At 46.9% G+C, this 13,849-nt stretch carries 11 protein-coding genes; 6 read left to right on the top strand and 5 right to left on the bottom strand.

Annotated elements, in window-relative coordinates; genetic code table 11:
* The first annotated feature begins 57 nt into the window (after window positions 1–57).
* The 4 genes from PSE7367_RS09120 (at window position 58) to PSE7367_RS09105 (ending at window position 4,321) form a co-directional block, all read left to right on the top strand.
* Window positions 58–1,470, top strand: coding sequence for a histidine phosphatase family protein (locus PSE7367_RS09120; RefSeq protein ID WP_015165074.1), 1,413 nt, complete (start codon window positions 58–60; stop codon window positions 1,468–1,470).
* Window positions 1,471–1,913: 443 nt separating this feature from the next.
* Entirely contained in the window at window positions 1,914–2,150 is a 237-nt protein-coding gene (gene rpmB / locus PSE7367_RS09115; RefSeq protein ID WP_015165073.1) for a 50S ribosomal protein L28, read from the top strand.
* A gap of 605 nt (window positions 2,151–2,755) precedes the next feature.
* Window positions 2,756–3,727: a prephenate dehydrogenase/arogenate dehydrogenase family protein gene (locus tag PSE7367_RS09110; RefSeq protein WP_015165072.1), complete on the top strand. Its 972-nt coding sequence runs from the start codon at window positions 2,756–2,758 to the stop codon at window positions 3,725–3,727.
* 36 nt (window positions 3,728–3,763) lie between these two features.
* Window positions 3,764–4,321 (top strand): Uma2 family endonuclease, encoded by a 558-nt coding sequence (locus PSE7367_RS09105; RefSeq protein ID WP_015165071.1) that lies wholly within the window; start codon window positions 3,764–3,766, stop codon window positions 4,319–4,321.
* A gap of 97 nt (window positions 4,322–4,418) precedes the next feature.
* Here PSE7367_RS09105 and PSE7367_RS09100 read toward each other — a convergent pair whose 3' ends face one another.
* The 3 genes from PSE7367_RS09100 to PSE7367_RS09090 form a co-directional block, all read right to left on the bottom strand.
* On the bottom strand, window positions 4,419–6,404 hold the full coding sequence (locus tag PSE7367_RS09100) for a sodium:proton antiporter (RefSeq protein ID WP_015165070.1): 1,986 nt from the start codon (window positions 6,402–6,404) through the stop codon (window positions 4,419–4,421).
* A 727-nt stretch (window positions 6,405–7,131) separates the two neighbouring features.
* Window positions 7,132–9,003, bottom strand: a complete 1,872-nt coding sequence (locus PSE7367_RS09095) for a R3H domain-containing nucleic acid-binding protein (protein ID WP_015165069.1) — start codon at window positions 9,001–9,003, stop codon at window positions 7,132–7,134.
* 590 nt (window positions 9,004–9,593) lie between these two features.
* Window positions 9,594–10,889 carry a Light dependent period protein LdpA domain-containing protein gene (locus PSE7367_RS09090; RefSeq protein WP_015165068.1) on the bottom strand — a complete coding sequence of 432 codons (1,296 nt, stop codon included), beginning with the start codon at window positions 10,887–10,889 and terminating at the stop codon, window positions 9,594–9,596.
* Between the two features lie 44 nt (window positions 10,890–10,933).
* Here PSE7367_RS09090 and PSE7367_RS09085 point away from each other — a divergent pair, with 44 nt between their 5' ends.
* A complete protein-coding gene (locus tag PSE7367_RS09085) occupies window positions 10,934–11,815 on the top strand; it encodes a 3'(2'),5'-bisphosphate nucleotidase CysQ family protein (RefSeq protein ID WP_041699388.1) in 882 nt (293 codons plus the stop codon).
* Window positions 11,816–11,862: 47 nt separating this feature from the next.
* Here PSE7367_RS09085 and PSE7367_RS09080 read toward each other — a convergent pair whose 3' ends face one another.
* Together PSE7367_RS09080 and PSE7367_RS09075 are read right to left on the bottom strand one after the other, a co-directional pair.
* Complete coding sequence (locus PSE7367_RS09080) at window positions 11,863–12,147, bottom strand: YiaA/YiaB family inner membrane protein (protein WP_015165066.1); 285 nt, start codon at window positions 12,145–12,147, stop codon at window positions 11,863–11,865.
* A gap of 179 nt (window positions 12,148–12,326) precedes the next feature.
* Window positions 12,327–12,848 (bottom strand): surface-adhesin E family protein, encoded by a 522-nt coding sequence (locus PSE7367_RS09075; RefSeq protein ID WP_015165065.1) that lies wholly within the window; start codon window positions 12,846–12,848, stop codon window positions 12,327–12,329.
* Between the two features lie 451 nt (window positions 12,849–13,299).
* Here PSE7367_RS09075 and PSE7367_RS21930 point away from each other — a divergent pair, with 451 nt between their 5' ends.
* The gene (locus tag PSE7367_RS21930) at window positions 13,300–13,794 is read left to right on the top strand and encodes a hypothetical protein (protein WP_015165064.1); all 495 of its coding nucleotides are present in this window, start codon (window positions 13,300–13,302) and stop codon (window positions 13,792–13,794) included.
* The last annotated feature ends 55 nt before the right edge of the window (window positions 13,795–13,849 follow it).

The following is a 13,849-nucleotide window of genomic DNA, read 5'->3' as shown; positions in this document are numbered from 1 at the left end:
GATTGCCAGCCCCAAACTGCTGTAGATCCATTCCTGGTCAAGTCAAGTAGAGTAATTGTGAACGTAGTTGAGGATAGACCCCTGAATACTCGAATTGTTTTAGTGCGTCACGGCGAAAGCAACTTTAATCAAGCCAGCAAGGTACAAGGTCGTGGCTTCCTGGATCAACCCGATCGCCAATCGGTTTTGTCTGAAAAGGGCCAAACCCAGGCGCAATTGGCAGGAGAAGCCCTTGCTTCCCTCAGTTTTGATGCGGTGTATTGTTCACCGTTGGTGCGAGCCAAACAAACTGCCGAAATCATTACCAAAGCAGCAGGCTGTCAGCTCCAACCCCATGCCGTGATGAACCTGTGTGAGATCGATTTGCCCGATTGGGAAATGATGACCTATGGGGAGGTGCAAGCCAAGTTCCCAGAAGAATATGAGCTTTGGCACCATGCTCCCCACCAGCTCATGATGCAGGGTAAATATCCCGTCGCCGAGCTATTCAAACAGGCGCAGACACTCTGGCAAGAGATTTTGCCCCAACACCAAAGCAAAGGCCAAACTATTTTGCTAGTTGGTCACAGTGGTATCAATCGCTCTTTGCTTTCCACTGCTCTAGGTCTGGAGCCAGCCTATTATCACTACTGGCAACAAACCAACTGCGGCATCAGTGTATTGAATGTTGGGGGCGATCGCTCTGCGGCCTATTTACAAAAGTGTTTTGCTGGCCATGCCCAATTAGAAGTGCAATTGGAGTCGGTGAATATTACCAGCCATCTCAGTTCCCTGACCAAAAGCGCGCTTACGCCCTATAAAAAAGAGCACGTGGGACCACGCATTTTGCTGGTCAGGCATGGTGAAACCAATTGGAATCGGGACAAACGGTTCCAAGGGCAGATCGATATCCCCCTCAATCAGCGCGGCGAAGAACAGGCGCAGCTTGTGGCTAAGTTCTTAGAAACAGAACAAATTGATCTGGCCTTTAGCAGTACCCTGTCACGACCCAAACAAACCGCCGATGCGATCCTGACCAGCCATAACCATGTGCCAATTACTTTGATCGATGATCTCAAGGAAATTTCCCACGGCAAATGGGAGGGCAAACTAGAGGCAGAGATCGAAGCCGGTTTTCCTGGCGAGCTACAACGCTGGAAAGACATGCCCCAGGATGTACAAATGCCGGAGGGCGAGAACCTCCAGGATGTGTGGCAACGGGCGGAAGCCGCATGGCAACAGATTGTCGAGACTACACCACCTGGCAAGGTAGCGCTGGTTTCTGCCCATGATGCGGTTAATAAAGCCCTGTTATGTGAATTATTTGATCTGCCACCTGCCTTTTTCTGGGCATTCAAGCAGGGCAATGGTGGGGTGAGCGTGATCGACTACACCAGCGGTAAGGATGGTCACCCGACGCTGATGGCGCTGAACATTACCACCCATTTATCGGACAGCATTCTGGACAAGACTGCGGCTGGTGCGCTTTAGGGCTTTTAGAATAATTTCTATTGCCGATCGATCGAAACATTTTGCTTGCCAGCGATCGCCAATTTTGAAATCCAAAAATTGGACTTATTCGATTATCTTTTGTAGGATAGTAGATCGGATTGCAAATTTAGATTTATAGCGATCTCAACAGGGCAAAATCTATCCTGCGCCGATGGCAAAATCGTTATCTAGCCAGGTTCATAGCCACTTTGCTCGATTGGTCAAATCTTAATCCTGATTTCCCTAGTATAGAATCAAGGAATTGAGCATAGAACCAAGGAATTGGAAACTAGCTGGCGATCGCTCCAAATCAATCCAATTTACCTGGTTGTAATTGCCTGTTTAACTTAAATTGCCTCGATCGAGTCGGGTAAATAGCCCGAACTTTGCGATCGGAGCAACAGCGAAAAAGCCTCATCTAAGCCAATAGGAGATATTTAATCATGGGTCGCACCTGTCAATTAACCAAGAAAAAAGCCAATAACGCTAACTCGATCTGCTTTTCGCACAAAGCCCATAAGCGACTCCAGCATGTCAACTTGCAGTGGAAGCGGGTTTGGTGGCCAGAGGGCAATCGCTATGTAAAATTGCGTCTTTCTACTAAAGCCATTAAAACGCTTCAGAAAAAGAGCCTCAACACCTTTGCCAAAGAAGCTGGTCTGGATTTGAGCAAGCTGTAGAGCCTGATTTACATTAATCAAAAATAAAACAAATTAAAGTTCTTAACCAGAACTGGGCGGGGTAGTCAAAGACACAACTTAATATCCTGGCCAGGTTTTGGCATATTATTTTTAATTTAATTAATTGCTTTGAATCAATAACAATAACGCCTACCAACCTCCACCACCCAAACAAAAGAATTGCGATCGCCAACCCACATCAGATGCCCAAGAACCCACAATCGATGGCACACATCCAGAATGATTTGGGCTAAGATCGCAGCAGCAAGCCCAGCACATTCAAAACTATCTAGAGCTATTAAAGGGATGGCAGCTTGACGATCGTAAATTCACTCTCACCAATTCAGCGAGATGTTGAATGCGTTGTGAATTTAGTTAAATTGAGCGGTCAGCCACAACCAGAATTGGGTAACTAGACTTTTGGCAAATGTAGCGATCGATCATTACGATTGGCGACTTAATTGCTTAAGTGTAGCTAGTTACTCAGACTGAGTCGGATTTAACTTTATATCTTGGCATAGTTACTTGGCATAGTTAATTGATATTGTGGGGCGTTGTTCGGCGTAATTGTTGGTTGAAGCACCTGGCTGTGCATTTTTGGCTGCATGAACATAGGCATCATTGGCTTGGGGTTGATTGGTGGCTCTTTGGGGCTAGATTTACGATCGCAAGGTCATTATGTGTGGGGGGTAAGCCGCAAGCAGGAAACATGTAAACGTGCTGTCGCCGACGGGGCGATCGATGCCGCCAGTCAGAATCTAGACTTAATTCCTTATCTCCACGACACCGATATAGTTTTTATTTGTACGCCGATTCAGGCGATCTTACCAACCCTGGCGGAGCTAAGGGACAAGCTGGCACCACGCACGATCGTGGCTGATGTGGGCTCAGTGAAGGCAGCGATCGTCAATCAAGCGGCTAAAATGTGGCCTTTGTTTGTGGGGTGTCATCCGATGGCTGGCACTCAGTTCAGTGGCATTGCCGCAGCGGAGCGGAATTTGTTCCAAGGCCGCCCCTGTGTAATTACTGATCCTGAGCTATCTGATCTTGATCCAGATCCAGCAATAGAAATGCCAAGCCAAGACGATCGCACTAGCATCAATCAGCCAAGCCAGGAAGAACAGAGCCAAGCTAAGCAAGAACAAGATCTGCTGAATTTGGGCATTAGTTATCAGGATGCCAAAGCCAAGGTGAAATCGCTCTGGCAATCGATCGGCGCGGCGGTAATAGAATGTAGCCCTGCTGACCACGATCGAGCCGTGGCCTGGATCAGTCATTTGCCAGTGATTACCAGCGCCAGTTTGATCATGGCCTGCGGTAAAGAGCCTAAAAAAGACATTAGTGAATTAGCTAAGCAGCTTGCCAGTTCAGGGTTTCGAGACACTAGCCGGGTAGGCGGTGGCAATCCCGAACTAGGGCGCTTAATGGCAGAATATAACCGCGATGCATTGCTCTATTGTTTGCAAGCATATCAACAAAATTTGCAGCTTTTGATCGATCAAATTCAAGCTCAGCAATGGCCAGAACTAGAAGCTAATTTGTCCCATACCCAGCAAGAACGTTTGTTTTACATTTAAGATTAAAGCTCTAAAGCATTTATCTCTAGCTGCTATATGACTGCTACTCTGCCGATCGCTCATTTTTCAATCACTGACTATCATCGCATGATTGAGGCGGGGATTATTGGCGATCGCCGAATCGAGTTGATTAATGGCCTACTTGTTGAAATGTCCCCAGAAGGTGTTGAGCATACTTATTTTGAAGAGAATCTGGCTAAGCAACTGGAAAAAGCACTAGCAGGCAAGGCATATGTACGGGAAAACAAGCCTATTACTCTAGCTGATTCAGAGCCAGAGCCTGATATCGCAGTAGTGAAGTTACCGCGATCGCAATACCTACAACATCATCCTTTTGCTGAGCATATCTTGCTGGTAGTTGAAGTGGCTAAATCTAGCCTGCCATACGATCGCACGATCAAGAAAGAACTCTATGCCCAGGCCAATATTCCTGAATACTGGCTGGTGGATCTGCAAAACCGCCGGGTGATGGTGTGGCGATCGCCGCAGGGCAAAACATATCAAACCGAACTTGAGTGTAATTTAGCTGATTTGCTTTCTATGGCTGCGTTCCCGAAGCTAAGCATTACGGTGGCGAGTATTTTTGCTGATTAGGGGGCAATCTTGTATAAGCCATGTTTAGCAAGACATAGGCATAGATTAGGAATAGATCTAGTCAGAGCTCCAGAGTTTAGATCAACACATTGAGACATTACCTGATCTTTTTAAGAATCTCGCGTGCCATGTCCAGGTAATCCTGCTCCTTCTCTTCCTCGGCCACCTCCATATTATTATTGAGGGATTCGGGCTTCAGATCCTTTGGCGATTCTTCTGAAATGGTTTCCACCTTGGCTTCCATCACGGTCATATTATTGACATTATTGGCAGGGTTCTCCGTAGGTTTATTTTCACTTGCAGCGATCGCCTTGGGTGTATAGAGCAAATAGATAATCCGATCGCCCGTTTGCCAGGTTATATCCGCAGGCACGATGTGCAGTTTATCTTTACGCTCATAGGCGATCGGCAAAAGTTGGCCAGCCGCATAGAGCGAATTAAACTGTGCCAATTGGTTCCCAAATTGCTCATTCAGACGTACTTCCCCCAGGCGGGTTTCGCGCTGGCGCACATATTTATTCCAGGACTTGATCGGCACCCTGCCACCAAAGGCCTGCTGGATCTCTTTAAATTTGTTATCTTCTTTGATAAAAACCGCCAACACCCTGGGGGTACGGAACTCTTCCGCCGCTCGCTGAGCCAGCACCAGATTTACATCAGTATTAATTGTAAGTGCCAAAAACGTGCCGATCGCGTCTAATCCAGCATCCGCTAGCGCCCTCGTATCCAGGCCATTACTAACAAAGGCCGGAATATTTTGTGCTGCCGCTTCCTTACATAGTTCCGCACTGGTATCGATTAGGGCAACTCGCTCGCCCTTACTTTGGAACAGCTTGCCAATGATCAAACCGATCGGATTAGCGCCCACCACCACCAATCCAGAAGCATCAGAGGCAGAAAGCTTGAGCACATTGGCCACCCCCCCCGCCGTTAACCCCTGCAAAAATACGGTCATCGCAATGGTTAAAAATACCAGCGCCTTGATCGCATCACCACCGTTTACACCCCGCTCCGTCAGCACGATCGCAAACAATGAAGCCACCGAGGCCGCCACAATCCCCCTGGGCGCACACCAGGCCAGGAAAGCCTTCTGCCGCCAATTCAACGTACTATCCCAGGTGGATACCAGCACATTCAAGGGGCGCACCAAAAGCATCATCACCGCTACGGTTTGCACCCCTTCCCACCCCAACGCATAGACACTGGGAATCGAAAGATTGGCCGCCAGCAAAATAAACAAAACAGAAACAGTCAATACGGTCAATTGGCCTTTGAATTTAAGCACCGATCGCTCGGCGGGAATGGACTCAGCTCGCATCACAATCCCAGCGATCACCGCTGTCATTAGACCTGACTCACTCTGAATCATTTGCGCCAAGCCATATAATCCCAGCACAGTGGCAACCACCACCGAACTTTTGAGATCATCGCCTACAAATTTCGATCGCTTTAAAAATTGCGAGAGCAACCAACCACCCGCCGCGCCAATACCCGCCCCAATACTCAGGCGCAGGATCAGATCGGTAACAATGCCAAAGGCTTCTAATTCGCCACCTAGCACAATGTTGAGCATTACCACCGCCAACACTGCGCCCAAGGCATCGATCAGTACCCCTTCCCCTTCAAGAATAATGCCAACCCGCCGATCAATGCCCACTTCCTTGACGATCGGATTAATTACCGTAGGGCCAGTTACCACCACCAGAGAGGCATAGAGAAAGGCGATCGGCCAGGGAAATTCACATAGATAATGGGCAGCAATACCACCGCCGATCAGCGTAATTAAAGTGCCGATCGATACCAGATTGCGGACACTAGTAGAAACCTTACCCAGATCGCCCAGTTGCAGATTTAGGCCACCTTCAAACAGAATCAAGGCCACCGACAGCGACACAATTACTTCCAGCCCCAGCCCCAGATCGCGGGGTTGCACCCAACCAAACCCATTCCCCCCAACTGCTACACCAAATATGAGCAGAAATACAATACTAGGCACCCTCAAAAACTTAGCCACCACTTGCGCTAAAATGCCAGCCACAATGGTTGTGATAATCAGAAATGTAAGACTGAAGGATTCTTCCATCTACTATTCTTGGTGGCTACTGATGCTTGCTCTCGATTGCTTGCTCTCGATCCAAGACTTGATCCACGACTTGAGAATTTTGATGACTGTAGGTTCTAAAATTCGGGGCTGTGTCTAGGTCAATGGATTAAGAGGCTTGAATTTAGCTTTGATCATAAGCTGCTGTGGGCAAACCATTGATTTAAAGCTCTTGCATAATGCCATTGTGATGACGAGAGCAATAGGAGCGGATGCTTAGAACTAAACTTTGGGCAGGAAGCAGGACATGCCTTGGGTTAATTGGTCTGACAGTTTTAATCACACCATATATTGCACACCATATATTGCTCAATTTAGGATTAGTTAATCATTACGACTAACCGAGCAGTTAACAAGTAATTAATTGAACTGGAGTAATTTAATAACAGCAGCATTAAAGCTGAAGTCAACTATCCGTCAGTTAAAAAGCAGAATCTAATTTTACCTCTAACCAGACCACTTAGAAATCTAAGTGATCTAACTTCAAGACCAGACACCAAATATCTACATTTTTTAGATAAAGTAGTGGCTTTATATTAAGGGGCTAGACCAAGCGATCGCTATCCTTCTCTGGCCATAAACTACCGTTATACTGCTGATAATCCTGGATATGTAATGATTTATGGCGATCGGCTCAAACAAACCTCAGGCATTTTTAAACAACTCTTGTCCTATTACTTATTACTTACCCTGACTATCTAGCCTGGGTCTAACCTGGATAGATGCGCAGGCGGCGGTTGGGCTCATTGCCAAAGCTATTGGATTTGAGGTGATAGTGTTCTACCAATTCATGCTGCATTTTACGAATAATGGGCGATCGCGGCAGCAACTCCACTGGCTGTCCCTTGGGAATCACAATTTGCTCGACAGCTAAGCGGGCTTCTTCTAGCGCCTCCATCTCGTCTTCTGAATCGCCATAGGCAAAGAGTTGCAAGTCGTGCTCATCCACCTGGGCGGGTTCGTCAATCTGCAAGATCCGCCGCAACGCCCTGGTAATTTGCGAAATGGTGCTACTTTTGACCGCATGGATTGGCACCTGGCGACTGGTGGCCAAATTCCGAATTTTGGAGTTATTCCGCACATGGGATCTAAGCGCCAAAACCACATCAGCGCTATCAATGTCCTTGGTGACGATCGCCGGTAGTTTGAGCGTGGCGATCACTTGCTCCGCCTGATGCCGACTCACCCCATAGAGATAAACATAGAGATAGTCACGCTCCGCCGGATCGTAGGGCGGGGCATCTTGAGCAGAAGCAGCTAAATATGCTTCCGGAGCTAGCTGTTCATCTAGGCTCAAATTATTGCCCAGATCACTAAGAGACGCGGCATAGGAACCAGACTCAACCTGTTGCAACTTTTGCTTACCAGATCTAGCTCCCCGTTCCTCACCATTACCACCAAAAAACTGCTCTACTACATCATTCTTCTTGCCGCCTGACACCTCGGTCAAATCATTTTTCTGGCTATAGCTTTGGGCAGAGTTGTGGTGGGGCAATGGTTTCATCCGTCCTGAAGATCGCCACCCCTTGGTTGCTACAGGGTTAGATAGCAAGTTAGCAACTTTGGGCAGTTCATTGGTAATCGTCAGCTTGCCTACTTCATCCAGGGCTCGGATTTGCAAAGCTGGCTCGCGGCCACGCAACAGACCATCGATCGTGCTGGTCACATCTTCATGCACAGCCCAGCGATAACGTTCGCCCATTTCGATCGCAATCTCAAAGGTGGGGGGTGCTTTGCGCTCCAAAATACTCTTTTGAGTGCCTCTGCGTCTGGCTTCGTCGTCACCAAGGGTAACCGATTGAATCCCACCAATTAGATCAGACAGGGTAGGATTTTTGATTAAATTAGCTAACTTATTGCCGTGGGCAGTACCAACCAATTGCACCCCTCGTTCGGCGATCGTACGCGCCGCCAGGGCTTCCAGTTCGGTGCCAATTTCATCAATGATGATTACTTCTGGCATGTGGTTTTCCACTGCTTCCACCATCACTTGATGCTGTAATTCTGGTTTGGCCACCTGCATCCGCCGTGCCCGACCGATCGCCGGATGGGGAATATCACCATCGCCAGCAATTTCATTGGAGGTATCAATAATTACCACCCGCTTATCCATTTCATCGGCCAATACCCGCGCCACTTCGCGCAAAGCGGTGGTTTTACCCATGCCAGGGCGACCCATAATCAAGATTGATTTGCCAGTTTCCACCAGATCGCGGATCATTTCGCTGGTGCCATACACAGCCCGACCAACCCGGCAGGTGAGGCCAATTACTTTGCCCCGGCGATTGCGAATTGCACTGATCCGATGCAAGGTTCTTTCAATCCCAGCCCGATTGTCGCCGCCAAATTCGCCTACCCGATCGACGCAGGCATCAATATCTGCCTGGGTAACGGGAGTATCGGATAAATAAACGGCAGCGCTGGTGTATCTGGCTTCAGGCGGCCTACCTAAATCTAAGACCACCTCGACTAAATCATCGATTTGTTTTTTTTGTTCCAGGTTCTCTCTAATGTGCGGTGGCAGGATGGCTAAGAGCTGTTCGATGTTATCGGTGACCTGTTTGCGAAAAACGCTCGTCATGCTTACAAAAGGTTAATTATTAAGGGTATTTTTTAATTATTTAGTTGTTAAGTCTTGAATCGGTTTTAATGCTGGTTATTCTTGGTTATTCATTGAACCATTTTGAAAATTTGATCAAATCAAGCATTTGGGTTGACCCGATCGCTACAGATTCACTTGTCCTGGTGAATCAAATCGCTACTGGTCTGGGTGGAAGTTAGTTTAGTTAAAGACATCACAATGAATTGCCCAGTTACTTAACAATTGGCTCCAGCGATCGGCGTGCTTAGGGCGATTAATATGCCAGGAAATTAGGCACTAGGTGAACTTGTGATCGATGAACTGGATGATCGGGCATTTGCTAAGCAGGATGATTTAAGCATCTGGTTCTCCTGGCCAAAATCAGCTTAAATACATGCAATAGCTACTCTAGAGGGAGTTATGAAGTAATAATTTGTCCTTGTCGAGGGACTAGGCTCAAAGCATGGGACTTATGACAATGATTTCATATAAAGAATAATTGAAGTCAACAACTGTTTAAATCGCTACATTTTTAAGGATTTTGAGACAATTTAAAGATCTAGCCTTAATTAAGATATAGTAACAATCGGCTAGCTAGCTTTGTGTTTAGTTTGTCCAACTAAATTTTTTGCCTTCAATATTGCCTGTTTTAGTAGTTGCGGATTAGCTTCCAGGCGATCGCCTCCTTGCTCTAGCAAATCCATGATCAGTTTACGGGCATAGCTGCCATAGGCAACCCCGGCTACCTTAACTTGGGCTTCATCTATTTTACGGGCAGTGCTGGCATTGGTGCCGCCCGCAATCTGGACAAAGCCGATCGGCAACTCGAAACCCAAAACTTTTTGACCTAATTTGATCGCCGCCTGGGTGGTGCCGTTGCCAATATCACCACTCATCGGCCTACCATCTGCCTGCCAAACTAGTTGCTGGGGCAAAGGCTTCATCCATTCTAGCAAGGCCAACAGATAATCCTTGAGATTGTCGCAATCGGGAAAGCTGATCGCCAACAGCTTAAGCTTAGGAATTACGGGCAAAAGCCGTTGCCACAATCGCTTAAACTCTTCCACGCGCCAGGGTTGAATATGAATTTCGATCGCATCGATCGGCTCATTTAGCAATATTTCTGGTGTATAGGTATGCTCACGGGTATTAATAATCGAGAGTGGACACACAGCCAAACAACGGCCACAGCCATAACAAAGATTGTCCAGAACTTCCCCCTGGGGCTTGGTGGCAAGATTGCTTAAATGACTAGCTGAACTAGTGAAACTTAAATCCTCTGAATTGCCTGAATTGCCTGAATTGCCAGATTTACCTTGCTCACGGATCTGATTATTGCGCTCAGACAGCCCAGCACGATCGTTATGAACTTCGACCTGGTTAAATTGAATTGCCTGGGTGGGGCAAACATCCACACAGGGTCGATCGCAATGGGTCAAACATTCTAAATAATTAAACTCAGCTTTGCGGAAATGGGGGTCTTCGCCAGCATTCAAGCTCACCATCAGCCAGGGATTAGGCGCAGCTTGGTTATTGATTTGGTTATTAATATTAAGATCAGAAATATCTAAAGGCTCTAAATCCAGATCTAAATCTAGTTCAGCATTTATTTCAGTATCAGTAGAAGCATTGGGGGCAAAAGCTTTTTGATAGAGTAATCGTGCTACCGCCACCCCTTCGCGTACCGCCGTGATCACCGCAGGGTCAGCAGCCATATCAATACAATCCACGCCAGCCAGAGCATAAACCAAAGCTAGATTGCGAATTTTGGGCAAATCCTGGTAACTAGCGCCACAGATTAATTTCACCCACTGGCGCGATCGTAAAGAGGCCAGGGGTGCATCAGTGGTAGCATTAATTCCCCGAAAAGGGTTAGACAAGCTCATCATTGCTCCTCTATGCTAATACCCATGCCCTGTCGTTGCAAGTTATGCCAAATTTAATTCCCAACCTAGAACCGCAGACCCTAACTGAAATTATGGCGATCGCTCGCCCGATTGCCTGGGGCGCTGCCGCGATTTTGTTGGAGTATTACAACTCCCCCGAAGACCTGACAATCAAGCATAAGGGCAAGGGTGAAGGCTCGGTTACTTCTGCCGATCTAGCCGCCAATGACTACATTCTGAAGCATTTGCAGACAGAATTAGGTACCAGTGAGTTTGCCTATCTCAGCGAAGAAACTGAAGACAGCGTCGATCGCCTCAGCCATGATTGGGTCTGGATTATTGATCCGCTCGATGGCACCAGTGATTTTATTAAACGCACCGGCGAATTTGTGGTGCATATTGGCCTGACCTATCAGAAAAATCCAGTTCTAGGCTTGGTGGCCTGCCCCGTTGACGATCGCCTCTATACGGCAATTGTTGGCCAGGGAGCCTATGCGGAGCAACGGGATGGCAGCAAACAAAAAATGCAGGTTTCCACCAAAACTAACTCGGCGGAAATGGTGGCGATCGCTAGTCGCAGTCACCGCAGCGAGGTACTGGAATTTATTTTAAACCGGATTCCCAAGGCCGACGAACGAGCTGTAGGTAGCATCGGCGGTAAGTTGGGGGCGATCGCTCAGGGCAGGGCTGATTTCTATATCTCCCTGTCGGGCAAGTCTGCACCCAAGGATTGGGACTATTGCGCTCCAGAGGTAATTCTCACGGAGGCGGGCGGCAAAATCACCCACTTCGATCGATCGCCCCTTACCTATAACAACACTGACGTGCGGCAGTGGGGTAACATCATCGCTACCAATGGCCATAGCCATGAGCAGCTTTGCCAGCTTTGTGAGGCAGCCCTGGAAGAATTCAACCAGAGCTATTAGTTAATTTAAGCTGCGCTCTGCCTACTACTTCTGGTACAACCCTTAAGTTATTTAAGGGGATGGTGTTCAGCTAGGATTTTCTCAACTCTGGCCTCATCGATCCGGGCTGAGAACTTGGTCGCCTCGTGTTTGTCGCGGATCGTTTTGGCCAAGGTAAAAGACGAGCCAACCGTAAAGAGCGTACCCATTGCCATATAGCCCTTAATCCAGCCATTTACAGGCAGATAGGCGATCCCAATTCCAGTTGCCATCATCGAAATCACAAAAGACAACCAGACTTGCATCATCCAGGCGGCGGTATCTTTTTGGGGGCCACTAAGTTTTTGGATCATGATTTTTGCTCCTTTGGTGCGTGAGGGGGTAGACATAAATAATAAATATGCGGCTGCGATCGAGGAACCAACTTAGCCAGCAAGAATTTAGCTAGTGATTCCTGATTTGATATTCATCATAGATAGTCTCTACCAAAGGTACGGCGCTACTTGTGCCACTTATGCGATCGGCATAGAAATCAAAAAGGGAAAAACTTAGGATATTCACAGGCCAGGATCAACGCTCTCTCCTCGATCGAGCCGGGTTTCACTTTGCCGTGATTTTCGCCAGAGGCAAATTTTTTATTTAATATTTCCTGACCATCAGCATCAAATGCCACCACCCCCCAACTAGTGGTTTCACCCGATTCGCAATTGCCCGTTACTAAGGTTCTTACCGTGGCCAAGCCCTGCACATGGGGAGAAGGGAGCTTGGTATAAACTTCATACTCAGCGATCTCACCGAGGTGGGAGATCGTGTCGGCATTGATGTATTGATTCACTCCTGCTTCGGTTTCAACGATCGGCACTAGCTCTATGGCAACCGTTTGCTTTGGGATCGCCATAAACAACCCTAAGCCAGCCAGAGCAGAGGTTAGCAGCACTAGTGGTTTGAGCAGTTTGAATCTGGTTGAATTAGTTGAATTATTAGATTGCGATCGCCATGCTGTCTTGTTCCTGCTAATTTTTTTGTTGAGGTTTTGGTTGCAAAATATGGCCATGATCCTGCTTCCCATTTAATTAACTGGTTAACCTGACCGACCCAATTGCCTTACCCTGATTTATTCTTATTGGCGATTGCTGCCGCGAGTTGGTAAGAAGTAGGGCGATCGAGTCGCTAGGCATGGATCATAACAGCTATGTCAAGGGAATTAGCAAGAGAAGCAAACCATCGCTTCCAACAAACACAAATCAGCCAATTTTTATCACTATTTATGTTTGTTCTGCTTCAAGTTATTAGACTGCTGCCCAATTTTTGGATCGCCACCAATTGCTAGAGGTATTCTTTCAGCATATTGTCCAGCAAAAAACTAGATAGCATATTTTTGGTTGCATTATTGTGCAAAATAACAGACAATTATTAAAGTTAGATATTTATTAGCTAAGTTTAAGTTAATAACTAACTATATATTTGTTCTTTTGATTACACCCCTCAGTAAAAAGGCATAAGCAATGCTCCAAAACTACTTTGTCTCATTCGTAATACTGGTAACATTTGCATTTATTGGTAATTCACCTCTAAACCAAGCCAAAGCAAGTCCTCTCCATGAAGTCGATTCTAGGCCAAGTAGCTCCGAATCACCTCAGAATTTAATTGCTCAAACCAATCCTGTATATGGCTGTTGGGATCTTGAGTTTAGTAGTTTTGGGGTTATTTATAACAGCCGACTAGTAATGAATGGCCAAAGCGGCATCATGCGAACAATTTATTTTGATGTGGATGATCAGCGTACTCAAAGAGTTGACCAGACGATGCGGTTGCGAAATTCTTCTAAGGGATTACTCATACTTGGCTATAACCCTGTTTATGCCGGTACAAACCGCCGTTATCCAGGCTATAGCGCTGATAATTTTCTTTTTCAAGTCAGGCCAAATGGTAAATATCTATTTGGGACCTGTGATGATAGTGGCGTTTGTTCTCCGGTCGAAGTGGCTTCATGTGATTAACAATTACCTAGCAATTAATTACATTTGATTGCAGGCTGATCAGCTTGCTAAGGTA

This window comes from Pseudanabaena sp. PCC 7367 (assembly GCF_000317065.1).
Lineage (GTDB): Bacteria > Cyanobacteriota > Cyanobacteriia > Pseudanabaenales > Pseudanabaenaceae > Thalassoporum > Thalassoporum mexicanum.
This window is presented reverse-complemented; position numbering and strand designations above follow the sequence as displayed.